The sequence below is a fragment of the Coralliovum pocilloporae genome, from assembly GCF_030845175.1.
GTDB lineage: Bacteria > Pseudomonadota > Alphaproteobacteria > Rhizobiales > Cohaesibacteraceae > Coralliovum > Coralliovum pocilloporae.
On record NZ_CP132542.1, the window covers coordinates 193,847 to 218,208 of the forward strand.

24 protein-coding genes are annotated in these 24,362 nt (G+C 55.5%); 14 read left to right on the plus strand and 10 right to left on the minus strand.

Annotated features, from left to right (window positions below):
• The first annotated feature begins 142 nt into the window (after positions 1-142).
• Positions 143-1,189: a hypothetical protein gene (locus RA157_RS00880; protein ID WP_350334602.1), complete on the plus strand. Its 1,047-nt coding sequence runs from the start codon at positions 143-145 to the stop codon at positions 1,187-1,189.
• Between the two features lie 76 nt (positions 1,190-1,265).
• Positions 1,266-1,904: an SH3 domain-containing protein gene (locus RA157_RS00885; RefSeq protein ID WP_350334603.1), complete on the plus strand. Its 639-nt coding sequence runs from the start codon at positions 1,266-1,268 to the stop codon at positions 1,902-1,904.
• A gap of 229 nt (positions 1,905-2,133) precedes the next feature.
• Here the strand turns inward: RA157_RS00885 and RA157_RS00890 are convergent, their stop codons facing one another.
• Positions 2,134-2,400, minus strand: a complete 267-nt coding sequence (locus RA157_RS00890) for a sel1 repeat family protein (RefSeq protein WP_350334604.1) — start codon at positions 2,398-2,400, stop codon at positions 2,134-2,136.
• A gap of 638 nt (positions 2,401-3,038) precedes the next feature.
• Here RA157_RS00890 and RA157_RS00895 point away from each other — a divergent pair.
• Positions 3,039-3,356: a TraR/DksA family transcriptional regulator gene (locus RA157_RS00895; RefSeq protein ID WP_350334605.1), complete on the plus strand. Its 318-nt coding sequence runs from the start codon at positions 3,039-3,041 to the stop codon at positions 3,354-3,356.
• Positions 3,357-3,408: 52 nt separating this feature from the next.
• Here the strand turns inward: RA157_RS00895 and RA157_RS00900 are convergent, their stop codons facing one another.
• Positions 3,409-4,119, minus strand: a complete 711-nt coding sequence (locus RA157_RS00900) for a glutathione S-transferase N-terminal domain-containing protein (protein WP_350334606.1) — start codon at positions 4,117-4,119, stop codon at positions 3,409-3,411.
• 175 nt (positions 4,120-4,294) lie between these two features.
• Between RA157_RS00900 and RA157_RS00905 the strand changes: the two genes are divergently transcribed.
• Positions 4,295-5,170, plus strand: coding sequence for a COG3904 family protein (locus RA157_RS00905; protein WP_350334607.1), 876 nt, complete (start codon positions 4,295-4,297; stop codon positions 5,168-5,170).
• A gap of 22 nt (positions 5,171-5,192) precedes the next feature.
• Here RA157_RS00905 and gatB read toward each other — a convergent pair whose 3' ends face one another.
• The 6 genes from gatB to RA157_RS00935 all read right to left on the minus strand — a co-directional run bounded on the left by gatB (position 5,193) and on the right by RA157_RS00935 (position 10,233).
• Positions 5,193-6,668: an Asp-tRNA(Asn)/Glu-tRNA(Gln) amidotransferase subunit GatB gene (gatB, locus tag RA157_RS00910; RefSeq protein WP_350334608.1), complete on the minus strand. Its 1,476-nt coding sequence runs from the start codon at positions 6,666-6,668 to the stop codon at positions 5,193-5,195.
• A gap of 91 nt (positions 6,669-6,759) precedes the next feature.
• On the minus strand, positions 6,760-7,167 hold the full coding sequence (locus RA157_RS00915; protein WP_350334609.1) for a VOC family protein: 408 nt from the start codon (positions 7,165-7,167) through the stop codon (positions 6,760-6,762).
• A complete protein-coding gene (locus RA157_RS00920; RefSeq protein ID WP_350336247.1) occupies positions 7,164-7,520 on the minus strand; it encodes a chorismate mutase in 357 nt (118 codons plus the stop codon). Before RA157_RS00920 ends, RA157_RS00915 begins: the two co-directional genes overlap by 4 nt.
• Positions 7,521-7,553: 33 nt before the next feature.
• The gene (gatA, locus tag RA157_RS00925; RefSeq protein WP_350334610.1) at positions 7,554-9,029 is read right to left on the minus strand and encodes an Asp-tRNA(Asn)/Glu-tRNA(Gln) amidotransferase subunit GatA; all 1,476 of its coding nucleotides are present in this window, start codon (positions 9,027-9,029) and stop codon (positions 7,554-7,556) included.
• A gap of 68 nt (positions 9,030-9,097) precedes the next feature.
• Positions 9,098-9,385 (minus strand): Asp-tRNA(Asn)/Glu-tRNA(Gln) amidotransferase subunit GatC, encoded by a 288-nt coding sequence (gatC, locus tag RA157_RS00930; RefSeq protein ID WP_350334611.1) that lies wholly within the window; start codon positions 9,383-9,385, stop codon positions 9,098-9,100.
• Positions 9,386-9,534: 149 nt separating this feature from the next.
• Positions 9,535-10,233 carry a metal-dependent hydrolase gene (locus RA157_RS00935; protein WP_350334612.1) on the minus strand — a complete coding sequence of 233 codons (699 nt, stop codon included), beginning with the start codon at positions 10,231-10,233 and terminating at the stop codon, positions 9,535-9,537.
• Positions 10,234-10,350: 117 nt separating this feature from the next.
• Between RA157_RS00935 and ruvX the strand changes: the two genes are divergently transcribed.
• Both ruvX and RA157_RS00945 read left to right on the plus strand, forming a co-directional pair.
• A complete protein-coding gene (gene ruvX, locus RA157_RS00940) occupies positions 10,351-10,845 on the plus strand; it encodes a Holliday junction resolvase RuvX (RefSeq protein WP_350334613.1) in 495 nt (164 codons plus the stop codon).
• 20 nt (positions 10,846-10,865) lie between these two features.
• Positions 10,866-11,798 carry an AEC family transporter gene (locus tag RA157_RS00945; protein ID WP_350334614.1) on the plus strand — a complete coding sequence of 311 codons (933 nt, stop codon included), beginning with the start codon at positions 10,866-10,868 and terminating at the stop codon, positions 11,796-11,798.
• Between the two features lie 9 nt (positions 11,799-11,807).
• Here RA157_RS00945 and RA157_RS00950 read toward each other — a convergent pair whose 3' ends face one another.
• Positions 11,808-13,454, minus strand: a complete 1,647-nt coding sequence (locus RA157_RS00950; protein ID WP_350334615.1) for an acyl-CoA dehydrogenase family protein — start codon at positions 13,452-13,454, stop codon at positions 11,808-11,810.
• 143 nt (positions 13,455-13,597) lie between these two features.
• Here RA157_RS00950 and RA157_RS00955 point away from each other — a divergent pair, with 143 nt between their 5' ends.
• The 4 genes from RA157_RS00955 to dprA are packed head-to-tail and all read left to right on the plus strand — an operon-like array spanning position 13,598 to position 17,643.
• Complete coding sequence (locus tag RA157_RS00955; protein ID WP_350334616.1) at positions 13,598-14,563, plus strand: aspartate carbamoyltransferase catalytic subunit; 966 nt, start codon at positions 13,598-13,600, stop codon at positions 14,561-14,563.
• A 4-nt stretch (positions 14,564-14,567) separates the two neighbouring features.
• Complete coding sequence (locus RA157_RS00960; RefSeq protein ID WP_350334617.1) at positions 14,568-15,884, plus strand: dihydroorotase; 1,317 nt, start codon at positions 14,568-14,570, stop codon at positions 15,882-15,884.
• 2 nt (positions 15,885-15,886) lie between these two features.
• Positions 15,887-16,495, plus strand: coding sequence for a glycerol-3-phosphate 1-O-acyltransferase PlsY (plsY, locus tag RA157_RS00965; RefSeq protein ID WP_350334618.1), 609 nt, complete (start codon positions 15,887-15,889; stop codon positions 16,493-16,495).
• A gap of 2 nt (positions 16,496-16,497) precedes the next feature.
• Positions 16,498-17,643: a DNA-processing protein DprA gene (gene dprA, locus RA157_RS00970; RefSeq protein WP_350334619.1), complete on the plus strand. Its 1,146-nt coding sequence runs from the start codon at positions 16,498-16,500 to the stop codon at positions 17,641-17,643.
• A gap of 80 nt (positions 17,644-17,723) precedes the next feature.
• On the opposite strand, the gene RA157_RS00975 is transcribed toward dprA, so the two are convergent.
• Positions 17,724-17,957, minus strand: coding sequence for a hypothetical protein (locus RA157_RS00975; protein WP_350334620.1), 234 nt, complete (start codon positions 17,955-17,957; stop codon positions 17,724-17,726).
• A gap of 265 nt (positions 17,958-18,222) precedes the next feature.
• Between RA157_RS00975 and topA the strand changes: the two genes are divergently transcribed.
• Genes topA through RA157_RS00995 form a run of 4 tightly spaced genes read left to right on the plus strand, consistent with a single transcriptional unit; the run spans position 18,223 to position 24,342 of the window.
• A complete protein-coding gene (topA, locus tag RA157_RS00980; RefSeq protein ID WP_350334621.1) occupies positions 18,223-20,808 on the plus strand; it encodes a type I DNA topoisomerase in 2,586 nt (861 codons plus the stop codon).
• A 40-nt stretch (positions 20,809-20,848) separates the two neighbouring features.
• Positions 20,849-23,137, plus strand: a complete 2,289-nt coding sequence (gene rnr, locus RA157_RS00985) for a ribonuclease R (protein ID WP_350336248.1) — start codon at positions 20,849-20,851, stop codon at positions 23,135-23,137.
• Positions 23,138-23,150: 13 nt separating this feature from the next.
• Positions 23,151-23,594: a DUF983 domain-containing protein gene (locus RA157_RS00990; protein ID WP_350334622.1), complete on the plus strand. Its 444-nt coding sequence runs from the start codon at positions 23,151-23,153 to the stop codon at positions 23,592-23,594.
• Positions 23,569-24,342: an NUDIX hydrolase gene (locus RA157_RS00995; RefSeq protein ID WP_350334623.1), complete on the plus strand. Its 774-nt coding sequence runs from the start codon at positions 23,569-23,571 to the stop codon at positions 24,340-24,342. Before RA157_RS00990 ends, RA157_RS00995 begins: the two co-directional genes overlap by 26 nt.
• The last annotated feature ends 20 nt before the right edge of the window (positions 24,343-24,362 follow it).

Genomic DNA, 24,362 nt, shown 5'->3' on the forward strand with positions numbered 1-24,362 from the left:
CAGAAATCAAAAAAGCGGTAATAAAGAACCTCCACACAATCTCCACAAAGTAGCGACGCCTTCTCAATCTCCCCTGACCAGATTACGCCCAAGGAAAAGCCCGGCCTCGTCATCGGGACCGGACAACAAGGGAGCACAAGGCATGCCTGCAGCGCAAAATTCATTTAACACTGATATTGCCAGTGGCTCACGTCCATTGGCAGGCAAATACAGACATGGTGTTCTGAAACGGTTATCGACCCTTGCCAGGCACCTGCTCATCAGCACCGCCCTGCTCATGCCAATGGCAGCAGCACAGGCAGCAGAAGAAGAGCCTGACCTGACATTCGAACCGTTGTTTGAGCTTCTCGAACAAGAGCCTGTCTTCACTGAGACTGTGAAGGGCGAGAAGCTGACGATCAAACTGGACTTCATGCATCTGATTCCTGGAGAACAAGGACAGACAGCACGTCCGTGGGACAAAGCTGCCCGCGCTCCTTTCGTCAAGGGCGTAAAACGCTGGATGGAGATCATCAAGGGCGTCAAAAACAAGGCTCATCATGAGTTGACGGTTCGGGTCGCTGTCTTTGATCTCAAGGACTACGCAAACGGGGTCGCAGACCTGCATTACGATGAGCTGGTGATCACCGACGGCAATATTCTGCCGACACTTGGCTATATTGCCGTTCACAAGGATTTCTACCTGGGAGATCCGAAGGCTTTCGGCTTTCCGAACCAGAAGGAACTGGACCAGGAGTTTGATGCAAATATCCTGCATGAGCTCGGGCATGTCTTTGGGATCGGCACCTTGTGGAACCTGCACAAGACACCAGACGGGTTTATTGAACCAGCAGAACCCAATAATGCCACCTACAGAAACTGGGTCACCCGAAGCAAAAGCGGCGCTGGCTACAGCTATCAGAAGCCCAACTCAGCGGCAGTCAAGGCATTCAACACCACGTTCCATATGAATCTGTCGTTCCTGCCCGCAACGCAGGGGCATCTCTACAATGCCTCAGAGCATAAGGAAGAATTCAAGGATACCGGAATTCGCAAAACACACTCGGGAGAAATCATTCCGTCCATGTCGGAAGAACTGATGGGTCATGGCATGACACTCAGCAGCATCACCATCGGTCTGCTCGATGATCTCGGATGGGATGTGAACTACAGCACTGCCGAACCCCTGCCCCAAACCGTTAGCCAGTAGCGACCTGAGATTACGCAAAACCAATTTATTTTAGGGTCAAGACTCATTGCTCACGCCCATTTGACTGGAGATTATTATGCCCGGATACATGAAAACACTCCCTGTCACAGGAACACTTCTTGCCATCGGCCTGGTAATATCAGGCGGGCTTCTGTCTGCTCCGGCATATGCCTACCCGGCAGAAGCCGTTACAGCCCTCAACGTCCGTACCGGCCCCGGCGTAAAACACAAGCGTATTTCCACGCTGGCCCGATACGAGACAGTCGACGTCAGGAAATGCACGTCAACAGGATGGTGCAAAATCAGCTTCCGCGGGAAATCCGGATGGGTATCCAAGAGATATCTTGTCAATGCCCGCGAGGTTCTTCCGCCCGTTATTGTGCGCCCGGAACCAAATGTCCTTATTATTGAGCCAGAACCGGAGATCGTCATTATCGAGCCGGAACCGGAAATCCTGATTGTTGAGCCAGAGCCGGAGGTTGTCATCATCGATGAAAACGAAGGTATCGCCGTTATAGACGGCCCGGACGGCACTGCCATTATTGATGAGAAAGAAGGCATTACCGTCATAGATGGCCCTGACGGTTCCGCCATCATTGATGAGAGAGAAGGCATCGCCGTTTTTGAAAACGAAGATGGTACGGTCCTTGTCGATGAAAATGAAGGGGTTGCTGTGATTGATGACGGCACAGACCTCGTCATCATTGAGGACTAGAAACAAGCCCAACAGCCAACAGAGATTGCACAAGCGGTTGATATATTTTCAGCACGAAACAATTCGTCAAAATTCATTTTAAACAAAAAGAACCTTCCATCGTCAGATGGAAGGTTCATTTGTGTGAATCACACTGGTCTGAATGTCTGTTGCCCGAACCACATGGCGCTGGCCATACTGGTTCTACGGTCACTGAGACCGTCTTTACCCCCTCAAACACTCAGAGAGATCAGTGCAGACGCAGCCATTCACGCGCTTCACGCAGAGCACAAGCAACATCATCCTTGGACATTTCCGAAGACAGTTCCTGACGATATTCCGCAGCTTCCGATTTGCCTTTCAGAGCGGCAAGATTGAACCACTTGTGAGCCGTTACCAGATCCGTTACGCCTTCGCGGCCGGTAGAATACGTCAAGCCAAGCTGGAAAAAAATCTCTGCAGTTGCATCAGCTCCGATACCGGCATGCTCTATACCACCAAAATCCATACGAGCCATTTTTAGTCCCCTGTTCCCCTGAGCGGCGACACACTATGCGTTGCCGTTTCAATGAGGAAATCTTCGGCCTTTGATTTAAATTTGAGGTAAAAAGACATGTTTAATATCTACACAACAAAACATTGACGCGAATTTACTTATCTTATTGTTTACCCAAAGACTCCGCAGATTCTCTGACCTAGAGATGAAAATCTGTAAATACGTCAAAATTTCAGTAAGAACTGGCTAACCATTCAGCTATTTAGCATTTTTATTGACGCTGATCTGGAAGGGGAAACAAAGCCCGATCAGTTGAGCTACATCAAGGTACGCGAATGGCGGGCGGATACACTTTCCTTAGGGTCAAGACTCATTGCTCACGCCCATTCTGTTTATCAGGGACGGGCAGAATGGACGCAAACAAGAGCGCAGGACAGGTGGATCCTATTCAAGCTGTTGTTTGTGGCCAGGCTGCGCTTCCCTGATGAACCCAAAGGGCGGGGCCATTTTACCGCCCGGCTTTGTTGGAGATCCTTGAAAACCGGAAGGTTTCCTGTGGACCTCCGCCGCGCCGGACGAAAAAATGACCATCGCAGAATGGACGTGAGCAATGAGTCTTGACCCTAGTATCTCTGCTGACAAGAAAGAGGAGTATCCGCATGACAGACATTCGCGAATACGCGCAGATCCTGACAAACAGAAAGCAGGAACTGGCGGAACGCCTGCAGAGCATTGAGACCGCGCTTGATCAGCCTGGAAATCCTGATTTTGAAGAACAGGCCACAGAGCGTGAAGGCGACGAGGTCATGGAAGACCTGGGCAATGCGGGCCTTGATGAACTCCGCGCCATCGATGCTGCTCTGGACCGCATCGCAGCTGGCACCTTCGGCGTCTGCATCGAGTGCGAGGAGCCTATTTCGGAAGAACGGCTCGCCGTCGTGCCCACAGCATTCAAATGCCGAAACTGCATGAGTTGACAAAAAGCCCGGCTAAAAGCCGGGCACAGTCACTTTACGTATATGTTCAGCCTTACTTTGCGCGCTGTCCAAACAGGATAGCCTGCGCTTCCTTATCATCCTTCAGATTGGTCTGCTTGCGCTCTTCCTTGCCAATCGCCACACCGCGCTCCACCGCTGGCCGCGCGGCAATCCGGTCAATCCAGGCACCCACATTGGAGAATTCAGCAATGTCCATCTGCTGATTGGCCCAGATCCGTGCCCAGCTGAAGATGGCCATATCTGCAATGGAATAGTCTCCGGCCACATAGTCGCGGCCTTCAAGCTGACGGTTCAGCACCCCATAGAGACGGTGGGTTTCATCGGTGTAGCGTTTTTTGGCATAGGGTACATCTTCAGGAGCATAATTGTTGAAGTGGTGGTTCTGGCCAAGCATCGGCCCAAAACCGCCCATCTGCCACATCAGCCATTCATCCACTTTTGCGCGGGTCCGCTCATCGCTCGGATAAAACTGCCCGAACTTGCGCCCCAGATATTGCAGGATCGCACCAGACTCAAAGATTGAGATCGGCTCTCCCCCCGGCCCTTCCGGATCGATGATGGCAGGCATGCGATTATTTGGCGCAATCTTCAGAAAGTCAGGCTCGAACTGCTCACCTGTTCCGATATTCACATAGCGGACCTCGTAAGGCACACCCAGCTCTTCCAGAAGAATGCTGATCTTCCAGCCGTTGGGTGTCGGCCAATAATACAGCTCGATCGGTGCAGTTTGCTGATGCGCCATTCTCTTATCTCCTCGATAAACCCCGTCGGGTTGAAACTCTGTCCATTGACATAGGTTTTAGACCACATGGTTCAATAGCATTCTTCCATATGGCCAAAGACATCTCAATATTCGACAACAGAGTTGTGACACGCCGCACAATGACAAAGACGAAGCCCTCCGTCATACTCCCATCATGCGCTATGTCATTCGTCATTGGCAGGGAGACCTTACTCTGATCCAGACCGTGGCTCTCAATTTCATTGGGCTGCGCATTCTCATCAGTTGGTGTGATGAGCTGATCCTGGCCAGGCCCGCGTTCAATTGGACCGGGTCCCACCTCCACGACACGCTGACCATAGTATACCTGCTGACAGCCCATGGGGTGATCCTGGCCTGGCAATGCGTTGGATTATGGCGTTATGCCCACCAGTTTGCAGCCAGCTATAATGGCTTTTACTGGACTTCTGGCGCGGCCTTTGGCTCCATCCTGACAGCCGCTTTCTCAATGGCAACCGTCTGGGCAACCATGGGTGATCTGCTGAACCCGTCTGAGCCATATCAGCCTTCCTATAGGCTCACCTATGATGAAACATCCGGCACGGTCCATATCTCCGGCCACTTTGAACCCGGGATTACACGAGCCTTTCAGAACATTCTCAAGACGTCACCAAACGCCCGGCAGGTTGCTCTCAACAGCGAAGGCGGCAACATCTATGAAGGGCGCGGAGTGGCCAGGACCATTCTGGATGCCCGCCTCAACACTGTCGTCGATGAACAATGCCTTTCAGCCTGCACCCTAGCCTTCATCAGCGGGCAGTCACGAACCCTGCCCGAAGGCGCACGGCTCGGGTTTCATCAATACCGCCTTGAACTCACCCGCTACCATACGGCCATCTTCGATATTGAAGCCGAACAGGAAAAGGACAGAACATTTTTCAGAAGCCGCTCAGTCTCGGCAGAATTCGTTGAGAAGATCCACAAGACAGGCACTCATGACATATGGACCCCCACACGGGCAGAACTGGTACAGGCCGGAATCATAAAGGCCATCCCGAAGGATGGCCTTTGAACGCAATCGAATGTCAAACAGATCAGAGACCCAGCTTGTCCTTCAGAATGTCGTTGACGGCCTTGGGATTGGCCTTGCCTTGTGACGCTTTCATCACCTGACCGACAAACCAGCCCATAAGACCCGGTTTGACTTTGACCTTCTCAACCTGATCCGGATTGTTGGCAATGATGTCATCAATGATGGCTTCAATCGCACCGGTATCAGTCACCTGTTTGAGACCCTTGGCCTCGACGATTTCCGCAGGATCACCGCCTTCAGTCCAGACAATCTCGAAAACATCCTTAGCGATTTTGCCAGAGATATCGCCTTTGGAGATCAGATCAATGATGCCACCGAGCTGGTCTGCAGAGACCGGGCTGCTGTCAATGTCCAGCCCTTCCTTGTTCAACCGGCCAAACAGCTCGTTGATCACCCAGTTGGCAGCAACCTTGCCATCCCGGCCATTGGCAACCACCTCAAAGAAGTCCGATGACCGTTTTTCAGCAACCAGGACGCTGGCATCATAAGGCTTCAGGCCAAACTCATCGATAAAGCGCTGACGTTTGTCGTCCGGAAGCTCCGGCAGACTGGCAGCCAGTTCCTCAATCAGGACGTCGTCGAACTCCAGCGGCAGCAGGTCAGGATCAGGGAAGTAGCGATAATCGTGCGCTTCTTCCTTGGACCGCATGGACCGGGTTTCACCGTTTTTCGGATCAAACAGGCGGGTTTCCTGATCAATTGATCCGCCATCTTCCAGAATAGCAATCTGCCTGCGGGCTTCATACTCAATGGCCTGACCGGCAAACCGGATGGAGTTGACATTCTTGATTTCGCAACGGGTGCCGAATTCGTCGCCCGGGCGACGAACAGAAACGTTCACATCCGCCCGCATGGAACCCTGTTCCATATTGCCGTCACAGGTTCCGAGATAGCGGAGGATGGTCCGCAGCTTCGTCAGATAGGCCTTGGCCTCATCAGAAGACCGCAGATCCGGCTTGGAAACGATCTCCATCAGGGCAACGCCGGAACGGTTCAAGTCAACAAAGGACATGGTCGGATGCTGATCATGCATGGACTTGCCGGCATCCTGCTCCAGATGAAGACGCTCAATACCAATTTCAATCCGCTCACCATCAAGCATATCGACGATGACAATCCCCTCACCCACAACAGGCTGCAGATACTGGGAAATCTGATATCCCTGTGGCAGATCCGGATAGAAATAGTTCTTGCGATCAAAGACCGACTTCTTGTTGATCTGGGCTTTCAGACCAAGCCCTGTCCGTACAGCCTGACGAACGCATTCCTCGTTGATGACGGGCAACATGCCTGGCATAGCCGCATCCACCAGAGAGACGTGGTTATTCGGCTCACCGCCAAATTCGGTCGACGCGCCAGAGAACAGCTTGGCCTCGGAAGACACCTGCGCATGAACCTCCATGCCGATGACTACTTCCCAGTCTCCGGTCGCTCCCTTGATCAGTTTCGATTTGCCTGCTTTCGCTGATCCGCTCATGTTTCTCGTCCAGTCATCTCTCGTTGAGGCGCGTTGTTGTCACCGAACCGGTCTCCGCTTTGGCACAACCCGCTTTAGATGCGCGCCAGTGTCAGGCCGCGCTATAGGAAAATTCAAGCCGAATTCCGCTCGGCTCATAAATCATGCAATGGGCAAAGGGTGCATCACCCTCCGGGTTCGGAGCGAACTCGACCTCGACACCTGGCCAGTTCCGGACCGCTTCAAAGACATCATCCAGCGCTGCCCGTGTTTCGACACGAAGCGCCAGATGGTGAAGACCGACATTACCCCGACGGTCGAATGTCACCGCTGCCTCAGGCTCGGCCACACGCCAGAGGGTCAGCATGATCGAACCATCGGAGACGAAGATTGCCGGATAGTCGGGCTTTTCCTGCACCACGGACCAGCCGAGACAATCGGTAAAGAACATTGATGTGGCATCAAGATCCTTTACGGCCAGGCCAACATGGTGCACGCCGCGTGTGATTGGGGTCGTCATCTGCTTTTCTCCTCGTCCTCAGAATGATTGTCCCCCAGCAATCCGTCCTCAAATGCGATATTCCAGTCGATCAGTTCACGCCACATCCGCTCGAAGAGGGCACCATCCAGCCCCTGCTCCTCTGCCAGCTGTCGCACATGAAGCGCGACTTCCTCAACCCGCCACGGGATACGTCCCGGCAGGCTTTCCGAGCGCTTCAGATCCACCATTCGCGTCACGTAATCAAGGCGCTGCCGAAACAGGCTGATCAGTTCAACATCCAGCCGGTCAATCTGTGTGCGGATATCCTCTTTGGTCAGGCAGTCTTCCGGTGCCAGAACAGAAACGTTCTTCTCATCACGATCATGATCCATCACGATCTGTTCCTTTACCGACGACACCGTGCCTCAGGCCCACCACGCTTTTGGTGCTGGCATAAGGCCTGCAGACTCTTCGAGAACCCCCCCAACCCGGAACAGCGTCTCTTCATCAAATGCCTTGCCGATCACCTGAAGCCCAAGCGGCAGTCCTTTGCCCGTGCGACCGGCAGGAACCGAAATACCCGGCAGGCCGGCCATATTGACGGTCACGGTGAAAATATCATTCAGATACATTTCTACCGGGTCCACATGTTTCTGGTTCAGCGGGAAAGCAGCACTTGGTGTCGCAGGTGTCAGGATAGCATCAACCTTGCCAAAGGCCTGCTCGAAATCCTGCTTGATCAGCGTCCGGATCTTCTGGGCACGCAGGTAGTAAGCATCATAATAACCGGCCGACAGCACATAGGTGCCGATCAGCACGCGACGCTTGACCTCGTCACCAAAACCGGCAGCCCGGGTCTTCTCATACATGTCGGTGATGTCATCACCATCAACACGCAATCCGTAGCGGACACCATCATAGCGCGCCAGATTGGACGATGCCTCCGCAGGTGCCACAATATAATAGGCTGGCAGAGCATATTTGGTCATCGGCAGGGAAATATCGACGATCTCCGCGCCTGCTGCCTCCAGCCAGTCAATTCCCTGCTGCCAGAGCGTCTCAATCTCATCAGGCATATTGTCGACGCGGTATTCCTTCGGGATACCGATCCGCATGCCTTTGACATTGCCGTCCATCGCCGCTTCATAATCCGGTACAGGGCAATCCACGGATGTGGTGTCTTTCGGATCAACAGATGCCATGGATTTCAGCATGATGGCGGAATCGCGGACAGTCCGGGTGATGGGTCCGGCCTGATCAAGGGATGATGCGAAAGCAATCATGCCCCAGCGTGAGCAGCGGCCATAGGTCGGCTTGATGCCAACGGTTCCGGTAAAGGCCGCAGGCTGTCGAATGGAACCACCGGTGTCAGATGCGGTTGCCCCCGCGCAAATACGAGCAGCAACAGCGGCAGACGAACCACCGGATGAACCGCCCGGCACAAGATCCACATCACTGCCCTCTTCCCGCCACGGGTTTTTCACCGGACCGTAGTGACTGGTCTCATTGGCAGACCCCATGGCAAACTCGTCCATGTTGAGTTTGCCCAGCATCACAGCGCCATCTGCCCAGAGGTTGGATGTCACAGTGGACTCATAAGCAGGCTCAAATCCGTTCAGGATGTGGGAACAGGCAGCGGAATGGACACCTTCGGTGCAGTAAAGGTCCTTGATGCCGAGAGGGATACCTTCAAGGGCACCGGCCTCACCCGCTGCAATCCGTCCGTCACTGGCCTTTGCCATATCAAGCGCCTTTTCCGGCGTCTTGACCAGATAGGCATTCAGCTCATCAGCGGAATCCATTGCCGTCAGATAGGACTGGGTCAGCTCGGTTGCGGAGAATTCCTTCTTCGCCAGGCCGTCCCGCGCATCCGCGATAGTCAGGTGTGTCAGATCAGTCACAGATTTAATCTCCGAAGCTCTGGAGCATGCGGCCCGGCGTGTGAGCGGGCCGCGCTCGGACAAAGCATTTATTCAACGACTTTGGGTACCATGAAGAAGTTGTCTTCCGACGCAGGCGCACTGTTCACGACCCGGCTTGCGTAACCACCATCAGTTACGCCATCCTGACGCTTCTTCATGCTGGTCTCGACAACAGATGTCATCGGCTCAACGCCGTCTACATCAACTTCATTCAACTGCTCAACCCATTCAAGAATGGCATTGAGTTCGCCCTGGAGCGTCTGCGCTTCTTCATCAGTAACCGCAACGCGTGCCAGACGGGCAACACGACGGACTGTGGCCTCATCGACCGACATGGACCGACCCTTTCCTGTTTGGTGAATGGCATGCACCAGACGCGCATGACAGAATTCTGAAAAGCCCTATAGCACCCCAGCCGAAGCAGAGGCAACGGGGTGCGATGCCGCAAGAGGCAGATTCAGTGATCTAATATGGGAAAGTGCAATCAGATTTCAAAAGTCTCGCCCACTTTGGCCACCAGAACCTGCTGCCCGGCCATCGCATCCACAAACGCGTCGGCTGTTTCGGCAATAATCGGGAACGAGCCATAGTGACATGGAATCACCGCATCAAACTGGAAGAACCGTTTACAGGCCATGGCAGCCACCTCGACCCCCATGGTAAACCGGTCGCCAATCGGCACCAACCCCACCTGCGGGTGATGAATTTCATTGATCAGCGCCATGTCACCGAAGATATCCGTATCCCCCATGTGATACAGGATCGGCTCGCCTTCTGCTTTCAGGACAACACCATTGGCATTGCCCAAGCAGTGCGACACGCCATCTTCCGTCAGGTGTGCCGAAGAGTGAACAGCGTTCACATAGGTAACCGAGAAGTCACCATGCTCGACCGTACCGCCTGTATTGGTCGGGTCGAATTTCTCAAGGCCTTTTGACTGCAGCCACATACAAAGATCAAAATTGGCGATCACCATGGCATCATAAGCCCGGGCCAGTTCAAGCGTATCGCCCATATGATCGCCATGGCCGTGGGTAAGCACAATATGCGTGCACCCGGAGGCGGCATCTTCAATAGATTGCCCGTCAAAGGCCGGATTTCCGTTAAAGAACGGATCAATCAGGATAACGGAAGACTTGAGCTCGACCTTGAATGCGGAATGGCCATACCAGGTGAGTTTCATTATCGCCTCCAAAAAATCAGGGTTCTGCCCTTCCCTGATAAACAGAATGGGCGTGAGCAATGAGTCTTGACCCTAACCTCTCTGGTTTCCATCGTCATCCCGTGCTAAGTCACTCTCATGTCAAATGATTACATTATTTCTGCCGAGGAGGTGTTGTCGCACCTGTCCTTTGGACAACGACTGATCGGCCTTGATCTCGGAACCAAAACCATCGGTCTGGGCCTTTCGAATCCGGACCTGACAGTCGCCACACCGCTTGAGACGATTCGGCGGAAGAAATTCCAGCAGGACACAGACCTGCTCCTGTCCATCTGTGCCGAATGGAATGTGGGTGCACTTGTTCTGGGCCTGCCATTCAACATGGATGGGACCGAGGGGCCGCGCGCGCAATCCACCCGTTCGTTCGCCCGTAACCTGCATCAGAAAACCGACCTTCCCATGCTGTTCTGGGACGAGCGTCTGTCGACCGTTGCCGTCACACGGACATTACTTGATCTGGATACAAGCCGGGCAAAACGGGCCGATGTGGTCGACAAGATGGCTGCGTCTTTTATCCTGCAGGGTGTTCTTGACCGTCTGGCTCATCTAGCCCACCCGCCCGAGACTGACTGACTCCAATCTGAGGAATATGCATGCTGACGGTTCTGGAGAGCCTCCTGCCGATTTTCGCGGTGATCTTTCTTGGCCTGTTCATCAGACGGCAGGGTTATGTGCCGGAAGAACAGTGGGAAGGCATGCAAAAGCTGTCCTACAGGATCTTCTTTCCCGCCCTTCTCTGCGCAACCCTCATCAAGGCGGATCTATCCACTATCCCCGTCGGAGGAGTGGCCGCGACTTCGGTTCTGGCCTCTCTGACCATGAGCGCTCTTGTCATTGCAATGTTTCCGGTTTTCCGGCGTACGCTGGGGGTCAACAATGCAGCAAATACGTCTATCTATCAGGGAACCGTACGCTGGAACGGCTTTATCGCACTTGCCATCGTGGCCAAGCTGCACGGCGATGAAGGGATTGCCATTGTAGCTCTGACACTGGCCGTTCTGGCGCCTCTGCTCAACTTTACCACCATCCTGGTTATGGCTGTCTATGCCGGTTCCGCAAAAGCCGACTACAAATCCGTTCTGAGGGAAATCATCACCAACCCGTTTATCCTGTCATCCCTCGCAGGGCTCGCCATCAATCTGGGCCATGTCCCTGTCCCCAGCCCGATCATGACCACTTTGGACATTCTGGCGCGCCCTGCTCTGGCAATCGGCCTGCTGATGGTAGGAGCCGGACTGAGGCTGCGTTACGCCCTTCCACCAACCCCACCGGTCTGGGTTGCTGTCGGGCTGCGTCTGATGGGTATGCCGCTGCTGATGCTGGCCTTCGGCCTGTTGATGGGGCTGGATGAGGTTGCGCTTCAGGTGGCCATGATTGGCGGCGCTGTACCCACGGCCATGATTGGCTATGTGGTTGCCAAAGAGCTGGGCGGTGATGCCCCGCTCTATGCGGCCATCGCCACGATCCAGACCTTTGTCTCGGCCCTGGCTGTGCCCTTTGTCATATGGCTTTCCACGCTCTTATAGGATTGTGCCTCACCGCTCCTGCGGTGCCACCGTATCGATAAGGCGCGCCGCATCATAGCGGCCATCAAGCATGCCATAGGTCATCCGCCACTGCCCCGATGCCAGCCGCGTCTGAAAAAAGACATCCGCCAGCTCTTCATATCCGATCAACCTGAGTGCGGAAACGGACCCGATCAGCGCCAGTTGCTCCGTCAATATGCGAGCTGAACCGGGATCCACCAGACAGGCCCGCGCTGCGGACTGGAGAGCCGACGCGATATCAAGCCCTGAACGGCCAAGCCATCTGCCAAATTCCGGCAGAACCGCATCAAGGCAGTCCGGCTCCTCTTCGAGAACCCGCAGAAGATCGAGGCACATCACATTGCCCGCTCCTTCCCAGATGCCATTGACCGGAGCTTCCCGATAGGCGCGCGCCAGAAGGCCGTCCTCCACATATCCGTTGCCACCGAGGCATTCCATAGCCTCAAAGAGAAAGGCCGGAGCCATCTTGCAGATCATGTATTTGATGACCGGCGTCATCAGCCGCGCATAAGCCCGTTCGGACGGATTGGTCGCAGCCTCGGTAAAACTATGGGACAGGCGCATGACCAGTGCGGTCGCAGCCGCAGAATCGAGAGCCATATCGCCAAGCACGCGCTGCATGATCGGCTGATCGACCAGAGCTTTCCGGAACACATGGCGGTGTCGCACGTGATGGACCGCATTCGCCAGCCCAAGACGCATGAGGCCGGCCGAGCTGGTCGCACAATCAAGTCGCGTCTGCGTCACCATATCGAGAATGGTCCGAATACCACGCCCCTCCTCGCCCACCAGAAAGGCCGTTGCGTCGTGAAACTCAACTTCTGAGGAGGCATTTGACCGATTGCCAAGCTTTGTCTTCAACCGCTGAAACTGAAGTCCATTGACCGTCTCATCCGGCAGAACCCGGGGCATGAGAAACAGACCCACGCCCTTTTCTGTCCGGGCCAGAATGAGGAAGGCATCACACATGGGAGCTGACATGAACCATTTATGGCCGGTCAGTCGCCACGCACCGGCACCATCCGGCACGGCAACAGTTCGTGTGGCAGACACATCAGTGCCGCCCTGTCGCTCTGTCATGCCCATACCGATTGTAGCCGATGTCTTCAGATGCGGCGCACGGAATGACGGGTCATAAGATCGGGTTTTCAAACGAGGGGCCCACTCCTCAACCAGGTCTGGTGCATGCCTGATTGCAGCCAGTGACGCACTGGTCATCGACAGCGGACAGATATGCCCAGCCTCTACCTGAGCCGTCAGATAGAGCAGCCCCGCCCGCTCAGCATGCCCCGCAGGAGAGAACAGGTCCCGATTATTTTCCCATGGCATCGAGTGAAGCCCACCTGCGGCACTCCGGCTCATCAGCGCATGATAGGCTGGATGAAACTCAACCTGGTCAGACCTGTTTCCAACCGCATCATGGGTTTTCAGCACGGGCGCATTTTCGTTGGCCAGTCGACCGAGATCAAAGCTGCTGCTCATACCCCAGTCTTCGCCAGAGCGTTTCAGCCGCGAGGCTGCATCCGGAGCGTACAAAGAAATAGCCTGGCGCAGCACAGGATCTGATGAAAAGAGATTCCGACCGGCAAACGGCGGACTCTGGTTCACGTTCTCCAATGGCTCGAACGGATGCATTCCACGCTCCCAGAATCGCCTAGACTGTTGAAACAATAACATGCGTCAATCAGCACGCGGAAACCAGAGAGCCAAAGAATGTCGCCTTTCCATCGCAACAGGCTTGCTCCTCCAGCCCCTCGGGCTTATAGGATGGGTCCTTGATGAGCGAGCAAAACACACCATCCGATTTTACATTTCCCCACCGGCATCTTCTCGGCATTGCAGGCCTGCATCCGACTGAGATAACCGGTTTGCTGGATATGGCCGACGAGGCGGTTGAGATCAGCCGACAAGTCGAGAAAAAGAAAAGCGTTCTGCGCGGCAGGACGCAAATCAACCTGTTCTTCGAAGCATCCACCAGAACCCAGTCCTCTTTTGAACTGGCAGGCAAACGCCTGGGCGCTGATGTGATGAACATGTCCGTGGCCTCCTCTTCGGTCAAAAAAGGGGAAACCCTGATCGATACGGCCATCACGCTGAACGCCATGCGACCGGATCTGCTTGTGGTCCGGCACAGTTCCGCCGGTGCTGTGGAGCTTCTGGCACAGAAGGTTGACTGTTCCGTCGTCAATGCCGGAGACGGCGCCCATGAGCACCCGACCCAGGCGCTTCTTGATGCTCTGACCATCCGGCGCGCAAAAGGCAGCCTTGAAGGTCTACAGGTGGCAATTTGCGGTGATGTCCTGCACAGCCGTGTGGCGCGGTCCAATATCCTCCTGCTCAATACCATGGGTGCACGGGTACGGGTCATAGCCCCCAGCTCTCTGCTGCCGCTGGGTATTGACCGGATGGGTGTCGAAGTCTTCACCAACATGAGGGCTGGCCTGAAGGATTGTGACGTTGTCATGATGCTCCGGCTGCAGCGCGAGCGGATGGCCGGATCCTTCGTCCCCTCCATCCGCGAATACTTCCGCTTCTACGGCCTTGATGAGGAAAAGCTCTCCTTTGCCAAACCGGACGCTCTGGTCATGCATCCCGGCCCGATGAACCGGGGTGTGGAGATTGATTCGGCTGTCGCAGACGGACCGCAGAGCGTCATCCGGGAACAGGTCGAGATGGGTGTCGCCATCCGCATGGCCGTTCTCGAAGCCCTGTCAGCCCACCTGCCCAATTCCATCGGAAAGTGACCTCATGGCTGATGAACGCCGCAAGGGAAATACGGTCCCCGTCATTCTGAAAAATGCACGTCTCTATGATCCGTCCCAGCCCATGGATGAACATGGCTCGCTTCTGATTGAAGATGGTATCATCAAGGCTCAGGGCGGCCCGGACGAACTGGCACCCTCCGGGACCGAGATTATCGACTGCGAAGGCCATACTGTCATGCCGGGTCTTGTCGATGCCCGGGTCTTTGTCGGTGAACCAGGTGCAGAACATCGCGAAACCCTGCGTTCTGCCAGCAAGGCAGCCGCAGCCGGTGGCGTGACCACCATTGTCGTGATGCCGGACACAGACCCCGTCATTGATGATATCGCCCTGCTTGACTTCATCATGCGCCGCGGACGGGATGAGTCCGTTGTTCGGGTCCGCGCCATGGCGGCCATGACACAGGGGCTCGAAGGCCGTGAAATCACCGAATTCGGCCTCTTGAAAGAGACCGGTGCCCTTGGCTTTACTGATGGGCGTCACAGCATTTCCAATGCCATGCTGATGGCGCGCGCACTCACCTATGCCCGTGATTTCAAGATGCCGATCTGCCATCACACCCAGGATCTGAGCCTCAGCTCAAACGGTGTAATGAATGCGGGCGAGAATGCATCACGTCTTGGTCTGCCGGGCATTCCGCATGAAGCAGAAACCATTGTGGTCGACCGGGATATCCGCCTGGCCCGCATGACACGTGGCTATTATCACGCAGCCAGCATTTCCAGCCCGGAATCAGCTCGCCTGATCGCTGGTGCAAAGTTGGAAGGCCTCAATGTCACGGCAGGTATCTCTGTCAATCATCTGACCTTGAACGAAAATGACATCGGCTCCTACCGGACATTCTTCAAGATGTCCCCGCCCCTGCGCAGTGAAGAAGACCGGCAGCAGATGATCGAAGCGCTGAAAAACGGCACCATCGATATCATCCAGTCCTCCCATGACCCGCAGGATGTGGAGACCAAGCGTCATCCGTTTGCCGAGGCTGAAGATGGAGCGATCGGTCTTGAAACCCTGTTGTCCGCCGCTCTCAGGCTTGTTCATTCCGGCGATGTGCCGCTGGCAACAGTGATCAAGGCCATGACCAGCAATCCGGCCCGCCTTCTCAACCTTGAGGGAGGCACCCTGAAATCGGGAAGCCCTGCCGATATTGTCGTTGCAGATCTGGATCGCCCCTGGGTCGTCAAGGCAGACGCACTCAAGTCCCGCTCAAAAAATACGCCATTTGAAGATGCCCGAATGCAGGGCAAGGTTCTGCGTACCATTGTGGCCGGAAACACCGTCTATACCTATCAGGAGGCCTGATCATGCCCGATCCGATCAGCTGGGAGCTCGCATGGCCATATTATCTGGTCGCACTGGCCTTCGGTTATGCTTTCGGATCAATTCCGTTCGGCCTGATCATCACCAGATTTGCAGGTCTGGGTGATGTCAGGTCCATCGGATCAGGCAATATCGGCGCAACCAATGTACTGAGAACCGGCCGCAAAAGCCTTGCAGCCCTTACCCTGCTGTTTGATGCTCTCAAGGGCACCGCTCCTGTACTGCTAGCGGGGTTATGGGGCCCTGAAACAGCATTGATCGCCGGACTTGGGGCCTTTATCGGCCATCTTTTCCCCGTCTGGCTTGGGTTCAAGGGTGGTAAGGGCGTCGCAACCTATATTGGCGTTTTGCTCGGATTAAAATTTCTTCTGGTTGTATTTTTTGGGATGGTCTGGATTGCCACAGCCGTCATAAGCCGGTATTCCTCTCTATCAGCGCTTGTTGCAAGCCTTCTTACACCTGTGGCTCTTTACTGGATTGGTGAACATCAGCTTGCGGAACTCTTTGCCCTTCTCACATGCCTTCTGTGGATCAAGCACCACGCCAATATCCGGCGTCTGCTCAAGGGTGAGGAAAGCCGAATCGGGAAATAGTCATGCTTGATCTCCGGCCGCCCACGCATCCGGCCCGGAGACAGCTGACAGAAACCCAGCGGCTGAACTGGCTGCGGCTGATCCGCAGCGAAAACGTCGGCCCGACAACCTTTCGCGAACTGGTCAATCACTTCGGAAGCGCAGCCGCCGCACTGGATGCCCTGCCGGAATTGTCCCGCAGGGGTGGGTCAAAGAAACAGATCCGCGTCTGTCCGCAGGAGTTGGCGGAAAGAGAGCTGACCCATGCTGATAGATGTGGGGCACGATTTGTAGCCTGGAGAGAGCCCGGCTATCCCTATCTTCTCGCATCTCTTGACGTGCCTCCACCCCTTCTCGCAATTCGCGGGCAAAGCGATATGGCGGACCGGCCATCGCTGGCCATTGTCGGTTCCCGAAACGCATCCATCAGCGGCAGCAAACTCACGGATCGCTTCGCACGAGAACTGGGTGAACAGGGTCTGGTCATCGTGTCTGGCCTTGCCCGTGGAATTGATACAACCGCTCACAAGGCAGCGCTGGAGCATGGCACCATTGCCGTTCTGGCCGGAGGTCTCGACAAGCTTTACCCTCCGGAGAACCGGGCTTTGTTCGATGCGATTGCAGAGCGCGGCCTGGTCATTTCCGAAATGCCGTTTGGCTGGACGGCCCGTGCTCGGGATTTTCCAAGGCGCAACCGGATTGTCTCCGGAATCGCCTATGGAGTGCTGGTGGTCGAGGCGGCCCGTCGGTCCGGAACCCTGATTACCGCCCGGCTGGCCGGGGAACAGGGACGCCTGGTCTTCGCCATTCCCGGCTCACCGCTGGACCCGAGAGCCGAAGGCACAAACAACCTCATCCGGTCAGGGGCAACTCTTGTCGCAGAACCGAATCACATTGTGACAGATGTGATGCCGCTGCTGGGACGGCCTGTTGATGATCGCATGCTCATTGCAGAAGAGCCGGATTATACATCGCCCATTGATACAGACCTGCCCGAAACAGACCGACAGGCTCTGATAGCAGCGCTCGGACCAACACCTGTCTCTGTTGATGATATTATCGACCATACGGGGCTTGATGCCAGAACAGTCCAAATCCTGTTGCTTGAGCTTGACCTGGCCGGGCGGTTGGAACGGCACGGCTCACAGCTTGTCTCACTCATCCTCTAGGCCAAAAGTCCTCTTGTCACAGGTGGGAAAATATCTCACGGCATTGGTGGAAAAAGCGACAGACCGGAACACCTGACAGGTCAGCGATACCGTGCCTTCGGTGGCTCAAAGTTCTGAGAGACCAGATCTTTATCCAGTTTTGTGACCACACCGTCTGCGGAAGCGACGGCTTCCTGCCTGGCCATCTCGAGCAAATGCGCCAGGAAAATCAGGTCAGCCCCTCGCGCCATACCGATCATCTCTTTGAGATAGTGGCTAATGTGCTCGGCAATCTGGCGATCGGTCGGTTCTGAACTCACACTGTTACTCGTCATGGTCAGCCATTCTGAAGGACTAGGATGCCGGGTTCGACATCACCGAATGAATGGTGCCTGATGCCTCCCCCAGATACAACAAAATAATCTTTTTAATTGCATTATGTCAAATACAACCACTTTAACGATTATAGGTTGAAATACAGGTTTATCGGAATGCACTCTTGACCCGAGCGCTTTGTGACGTCATTTCACTGTGGGCAGCAAATCCATATGAATGGAGCAATGCTGTGCAATCGTGGACCAGTTTGAGTGAAGTGCCTTCATGGACGTTGTCATTGTAGAATCACCGGCTAAGGCCAAGACGATCAACAAATACCTGGGTTCGAACTATCAGGTTCTGGCCTCCTATGGGCATGTGCGCGATTTGCCTGCCAAGGATGGGTCCGTGCGCCCGGACGACAGTTTCTCAATGTCGTGGGAGCTGGACAGCAAGTCCAAGAAGCGCATGAGCGACATCACGGCCGCTGTCAAAAAGGCAGACCGCCTGATCCTCGCAACTGACCCTGATCGCGAGGGAGAGGCCATTTCCTGGCATGTGCTGCAGGTTCTCAACGAGAAAAAGGCCCTGAAAGACCGTCCGGTCCAGCGTGTTGTCTTCAACGCCATCACCAAACAGGCGGTGACAGAGGCGATGAACAACCCGCGTGACATTGATTCCGATCTGGTTGACGCCTATCTGGCGCGCCGCGCCCTTGACTATCTTGTGGGCTTCACCCTGTCGCCGGTTCTCTGGCGCAAATTGCCCGGTGCCCGCTCTGCCGGGCGTGTGCAATCCGTTGCTCTCCGTCTTGTCTGTGACCGGGAGCGGGAAATCGAAACTTTCTTGCCGCAGGAATACTGGTCCATCCTGGCGACGCTGAAATCCGAACGGAATGCAGAGTTTGAAGCGCGGGTCGTCGGTCTTGATGGCAAGAAGCTTGGCCGTCAGGATATCCCGAACGGAACCCAGGCCTCGGAAATCGAAGGTCTGCTCAATTCTGCGTCCTTCACCATTGCAGCTGTTGAGGCGAAACCGCAGAAGCGGAACCCGCAGCCGCCTTTCACCACGTCCACCATGCAGCAGGAAGCCTCCCGCAAGCTTGGTTTTGCGGCCGCCCGCACCATGCAGGTCGCGCAGAGACTGTATGAAGGCATTTCGATTGGCGGAGAAACCGTCGGCCTCATCACCTATATGCGTACCGACGGTGTGCAGATTGCGCCGGAAGCTGTACAGGCAGCCCGGTCAACAATCGCAAAGTCATTCGGCGACCGGTATCTGCCGGAAAAGCCACGGCACTATCACACCAAGGCCAAGAATGCGCAGGAGGCTCACGAGGCCATCCGCCCCACGGATATGAGCCGCCACCCGAAAGACGTGGCCTCTTATCTCGATGCCGATCAGGCCCGCCTCTATGAGCTTGTCTGGAAACGGACCATCGCCAGTCAGATGGCTTCTGCCCTTCTGGAGCGCACCACGGCTGATATCAACGCCACAGCATCCGGCCGCACTGTTGCCCTTAGAGCCAACGGATCTGTTCTGAAGTTTGACGGCTTCCTGACCCTCTACCAGGAAGGCAAGGATGATGAGCAGGACGAGGATTCAAAGCGCCTGCCCGAGCTTCACGGCGGAGAGACCGCAAGTCGCGAGAAAGTCACCACTTCACAGCATTTCACAGAGCCGCCTCCCCGTTATACCGAAGCAACGCTCATCAAGAAAATGGAAGAGCTCGGCATCGGTCGCCCGTCCACCTATACGGCAACCCTTTCAGTGCTTCAGGACCGCGGTTATGTGGAGATCGACAAGAAACGACTGATCCCGCATGACAAGGGCCGGATCGTTACCGCATTCCTTGAAAGTTTCTTCGAGCGCTATGTCCAGTATGATTTCACAGCCGGTCTTGAAGAACAGCTTGATGCGATCTCAGCCGGAGATCTCGACTGGCGGGCTGTCCTCGGCGATTTCTGGCAGAACTTCTCCGCAAGTGTGGATGACATCAAGGAACTGCGCGTCACCCACGTGCTTGATGCACTCAACGACATTCTCGCAGCGCATATCTTCCCGGAGCGGGAAGATGGCAGTGACCCTCGATCCTGCCCGACCTGTGATGACGGCCGCCTGTCGCTGAAACTCAGCCGCTATGGCTCCTTCATCGGTTGCTCCAACTATCCGGACTGCCGCTATACACGGCAGCTGTCTCAGTCTGACAGCGAAGCTGCAGACGCTGACAACGGTCCGAAAATTCTCGGCCAGGACCCAGCAAGTGGTGAAGATATCAGCCTCAGAACCGGACGTTTCGGCCCCTATGTGCAGATTGGCGAAGAAGCCAAGCCCAAACGGGCCAGCATCCCGAAAGGCTGGTCACCAGACAGTATTGATCTGGAAAAGGCTCTCTCACTCCTGTCCTTGCCACGCGAAGTTGGCCTGCATCCCGAAAGCGGGCAGATGATTTCCGCCGGGATCGGTCGGTATGGCCCGTTCGTCCAGCACGAGAAGACCTATGCCAATCTGCCATCAGTCGAGGATGTCTTCACCGTCGGCCTCAATCACGCGGTTACCCTGATTGCCGAAAAGCTTGCAAAAGGCGGTCGTGGTCGTGGTGCTGCACAGGTTCTCAAAGAACTGGGCGACCATCCGGATGGCGGTGCCATCACGGTAAAAGATGGCCGCTATGGCCCTTATGTGAACCATGGCAAGGTCAACGCTACTCTGCCAAAAGACAGCGACCCGCAGGCCGTAACGCTGGAACAGGCGCTTGAACTGATTGCCGCCAAGAGCAAAACCAGCAAGTCCAAAACCACGAAAAGCAAAACTGCTGCCAAAAAAACAACGGCCAAGAAGACCACGCGGACCAAAAAGACCGCCAGTTGATCAGCCGGCCTGAACGGGAAAGACAGACCATTTGGCCAAAATGAAAAAACCGAAGGGCAAGAAGCCCGGCTTGCCCTCTCGGGAAGATGTTCTCGCCTTTATCGCCGAACATCCCGGCCAGTCAGGAAAACGGGAAATTGCCCGAGCCTTTGGTCTGAAAGGCGCAGCCAAAATCGCTCTGAAGAAGCTTCTGAAAGAGCTAACGGATGACGGCGTTCTCGTCAGGCATAGAAAACGCCTGACCAAACGCGGGGAACTGCCGTCCGTCACGGTCCTGACCGTTCATGAACTGAGTTCTGATGGAGATCTGGTCGCCCTGCCCCAGCAATGGGATGAGGATGATCTTGGAGATCCTCCCCGCGTTCTGGTTCTCGACAGCAAGCGCCCCAATGCCCCGAAACCCGGGTTGGGTGATCGGATTCTGGCTCGTATTACGGAACCACCCGAGCCTGATGCCGGTTTTGCCTATGCGGCCCGGCCCATGAAGCTCCTTGAGAAAAAGAACCCGCCAGTGCTGGGTATTTTCCGGGCCATGCCCGGCGGCGGTCGCATCATCCCGGTTTCCAAGAAGCAGGATGAGATTGTTGTCGATGCCATCGGGGCCGGAAAGGCCAAGGATGGTGATCTGGTCGAGGTGGAGATCACCAAGGCCGGACGGCACGGCCTGAAGCGCGGACGGGTCAAGGAAACGCTCGGCAATATGGACAATGAGAAGGCGGTCAGCATGATCGCCATTCATGCTCATGAGATTCCGCATGTTTTTCCAAGTGAGGTTCTGGCAGCAGCTGATGCTGCAACAGAAGCGGACTGGAGCAGGCGCGAGGACTGGCGGCATATTCCTTTCGTCACCATCGACCCCGCTGACGCCAAGGATCATGACGATGCCCTCTATGCCGAGGCTGATCCGTCATCCGACAATGACGGCGGGTTTGTGCTCTATGTGGCCATTGCCGATGTCTCCTATTATGTGCGTCCGGGATCCCTGCTCGATAAGGAAGCTCTCCATCGCGGTAATTCGGTCTATTTCCCCGACCGGGTCGTTCCCATGCTGCCCGAGCGGATTTCAAATGATCTCTGCTCGCTGAAGGAAGGCGTTGACCGCCCGGCCATGGCTTTGCGGATCATTCTGGACAAGAGTGGTCGAAAGAAAAGTCACAGTTTCCACCGGGTGATGATCAAGTCAGCTGCAAAGCTAGCTTATCCCGAGGCTCAGGCCGCTATCGATGGCGACCCCAGTGAGCGGAGCGCGCCATTATTGGAGACGGTCCTGAAGCCGCTCTGGGCCTGCTACGACGCTATGAAGAAGGCGCGTGATGCCCGTGAGCCTCTGGACCTGGATTTGCCGGAACGCAAGATCCTGCTCAAACCCGACGGGACCGTCGACCGGGTCATCGTCCCTGATCGCCTCGATGCGCATCGCCTTGTGGAAGAGTGCATGATCCAGGCGAATGTGGCAGCAGCTGAAACTCTTGAGAAGCAGCGAACACCACTCGTCTACCGCATTCACGACACTCCGTCCCTTCAGAAGCTGGAGGCCTTACGGGAATTCCTGACCAGTATCGATCTCAGCTTCTCGAAATCCGGCAATCTGCGACCATCGCATTTCAATCACATTCTGCAGCGTGTTGCAGAAACGGAACATGCTGATCTGGTCAATCAGGTTATCCTGCGCAGCCAGAGCCAGGCAGAATATAATCCTGAGAATATAGGGCATTTTGGCCTCAACCTGAGACGCTATGCCCATTTCACCAGCCCGATCCGTCGTTATGCGGACCTGATTGTCCACCGTGCGCTGGTGCGGGCCCTGTCACTGGGCGCAGGAGAATTACCCTCCGACGCCGAAGCCACACTGAAGACTGTGTCAGAGCAGATCTCAGGCACGGAACGACGCGCCATGGCAGCCGAGCGTGACACAATCGACCGCCTGATTTCCGCTTTCATGGCCGACCAGATCGGTGCGAGCTTTACAGGACGGATCGCCGGAGTGACCTCAGCAGGCCTGTTTGTGAAACTGTCAGAGACCGGCGCAGACGGTTTTGTACCCATTTCCACATTGGGTGATGACTACTTCATTTATGACGAAGCCAGCCAGTCCCTTATCGGAGAACGCACAAGCAAGGGCCACCGCCTTGGAGACAACGTGGAGGTGAGACTTATTGAAGCAGCCCCCATGGCTGGCGCATTGCGCTTTGAACTGTTAAGTGAGGGGGTGAAGCGATCACAGATCGACGCAAAACGATCGATCCGGAACGCTCGTCGCAGGCGCGGGTCTCGCCTTGCAGATAAGGGAAATCGACGTAACGGGCGCAGTCAACGCAAGCGCTCGTGAGAAGGAGCCTGAAATGGCAGTCACCGAAATGCACCATGATGCCAAGCGTCCCCCGCGGTCTGTCTGGACGTCCATGTGGCGCGGCATGCGCTTCAAATGCCCGAAATGTGGCGAAGGATCCGCTTTCAAGAGCTTTCTGAAAGTGGCCGACAACTGCAATCACTGCAATGAAGACCTCAGCCACCACCGCGCCGATGATGCCCCACCCTATTTCACGGTGTTGATTCTCGGCCATATCATCATCTTCCCGGTTCTCTGGCTGGAAGCGACTTATGAGCCGTCTCTCTGGGTTCATACTGCAATCTGGGGTCCGCTTTCTGTTCTGCTGACACTTGCCTTCCTGCGGCCAATCAAGGGGTCTATCGTTGGCCTGCAATGGGCGCTCTACATGCATGGCTTTGACCCCTACGCAGACAAGAACGGTGATCCGGGTGTCGAGTTCACAGACGACAAATAAGCCGCAGACCAGTGCTCGGCTGACAAAGGAAGCAGAGAAGCACTGGAATACGGACTATCCCCTGTTGCGGCCGAAAGATGCCGCAACACTGATTATCCTTGACCGCAGCACCCCGTCACAGCCCCGCCTGCTGATGGGGCGCAGGCACATGCGGCACAAGTTCATGCCAGGTCTCTATGTTTTTCCCGGCGGGCGTGTTGATCGTGGCGATGGCCGGGTTCCTGCCTCTCAAGAACTGAACCCGGTTGTTGAAGCCAAGCTGCTGAAAGACATGAAACGCGGCCCTCGCCCATCCCGGGCCAGAGCTCTTGTACTCGCCGCCATCCGGGAAACCTATGAGGAAGCGGGACTATTGATTGGCAGCGCCGTCGACCCTGCGCCTTCCATGCCTGCGGACTGGTTCGAGTTTGGCGCTCGCGGCATCCTTCCCGATCTCTCGTCTTTCCGGCTTCTGGCCAGGGCTATTACGCCTCCCCGCCGCAACAGACGCTTTGACACACGGTTCTTCATCGTCGATGCGAGCGCGATTTCTGCCCGCCTTGAGAGCGGCACAGGGCCATCCGGAGAGCTTGAAGATCTGCATTGGCTGACAATCCCGGAAGCGCTTAACCTCAAACTGCCGGGTATAACCATCCAGATACTGGAAGATCTGGAAGAGCGGATGCGCATTGATCCGGATCTCTCTCCCGACCATCCTGCCCCCTATTATTACTGGCGACCTTCAGGCATGATCCGCGACGAAATCTAATTTTATCCGGATTCGCGCTG

What these genes read in the sequence shown, in the direction of transcription:
- gatB (WP_350334608.1), bottom strand. Translation starts at nt 6,668, where the DNA reads ATGAGCGGATCAGCGAAAGCAGGCAAATCGAAACTGATCAAGGGAGCG.
- RA157_RS00920 (WP_350336247.1), bottom strand. Translation starts at nt 7,520, where the DNA reads ATGGATCATGATCGTGATGAGAAGAACGTTTCTGTTCTGGCACCGGAA.
- rnr (WP_350336248.1), top strand. Translation starts at nt 20,849, where the DNA reads ATGAAAAAACCGAAGGGCAAGAAGCCCGGCTTGCCCTCTCGGGAAGAT.
- RA157_RS00945 (WP_350334614.1), top strand. Translation starts at nt 10,866, where the DNA reads ATGCTGACGGTTCTGGAGAGCCTCCTGCCGATTTTCGCGGTGATCTTT.
- topA (WP_350334621.1), top strand. Translation starts at nt 18,223, where the DNA reads ATGGACGTTGTCATTGTAGAATCACCGGCTAAGGCCAAGACGATCAAC.
- RA157_RS00900 (WP_350334606.1), bottom strand. Translation starts at nt 4,119, where the DNA reads ATGGCGCATCAGCAAACTGCACCGATCGAGCTGTATTATTGGCCGACA.
- RA157_RS00895 (WP_350334605.1), top strand. Translation starts at nt 3,039, where the DNA reads ATGACAGACATTCGCGAATACGCGCAGATCCTGACAAACAGAAAGCAG.
- RA157_RS00890 (WP_350334604.1), bottom strand. Translation starts at nt 2,400, where the DNA reads ATGGCTCGTATGGATTTTGGTGGTATAGAGCATGCCGGTATCGGAGCT.
- RA157_RS00880 (WP_350334602.1), top strand. Translation starts at nt 143, where the DNA reads ATGCCTGCAGCGCAAAATTCATTTAACACTGATATTGCCAGTGGCTCA.
- dprA (WP_350334619.1), top strand. Translation starts at nt 16,498, where the DNA reads ATGCTTGATCTCCGGCCGCCCACGCATCCGGCCCGGAGACAGCTGACA.
- gatC (WP_350334611.1), bottom strand. Translation starts at nt 9,385, where the DNA reads ATGTCGGTCGATGAGGCCACAGTCCGTCGTGTTGCCCGTCTGGCACGC.
- RA157_RS00885 (WP_350334603.1), top strand. Translation starts at nt 1,266, where the DNA reads ATGCCCGGATACATGAAAACACTCCCTGTCACAGGAACACTTCTTGCC.
- RA157_RS00905 (WP_350334607.1), top strand. Translation starts at nt 4,295, where the DNA reads ATGCGCTATGTCATTCGTCATTGGCAGGGAGACCTTACTCTGATCCAG.
- RA157_RS00950 (WP_350334615.1), bottom strand. Translation starts at nt 13,454, where the DNA reads ATGCATCCGTTCGAGCCATTGGAGAACGTGAACCAGAGTCCGCCGTTT.
- plsY (WP_350334618.1), top strand. Translation starts at nt 15,887, where the DNA reads ATGCCCGATCCGATCAGCTGGGAGCTCGCATGGCCATATTATCTGGTC.
- RA157_RS00935 (WP_350334612.1), bottom strand. Translation starts at nt 10,233, where the DNA reads ATGAAACTCACCTGGTATGGCCATTCCGCATTCAAGGTCGAGCTCAAG.
- RA157_RS00975 (WP_350334620.1), bottom strand. Translation starts at nt 17,957, where the DNA reads ATGACGAGTAACAGTGTGAGTTCAGAACCGACCGATCGCCAGATTGCC.
- RA157_RS00990 (WP_350334622.1), top strand. Translation starts at nt 23,151, where the DNA reads ATGGCAGTCACCGAAATGCACCATGATGCCAAGCGTCCCCCGCGGTCT.
- ruvX (WP_350334613.1), top strand. Translation starts at nt 10,351, where the DNA reads ATGTCAAATGATTACATTATTTCTGCCGAGGAGGTGTTGTCGCACCTG.
- RA157_RS00960 (WP_350334617.1), top strand. Translation starts at nt 14,568, where the DNA reads ATGGCTGATGAACGCCGCAAGGGAAATACGGTCCCCGTCATTCTGAAA.
- RA157_RS00955 (WP_350334616.1), top strand. Translation starts at nt 13,598, where the DNA reads ATGAGCGAGCAAAACACACCATCCGATTTTACATTTCCCCACCGGCAT.
- RA157_RS00915 (WP_350334609.1), bottom strand. Translation starts at nt 7,167, where the DNA reads ATGACGACCCCAATCACACGCGGCGTGCACCATGTTGGCCTGGCCGTA.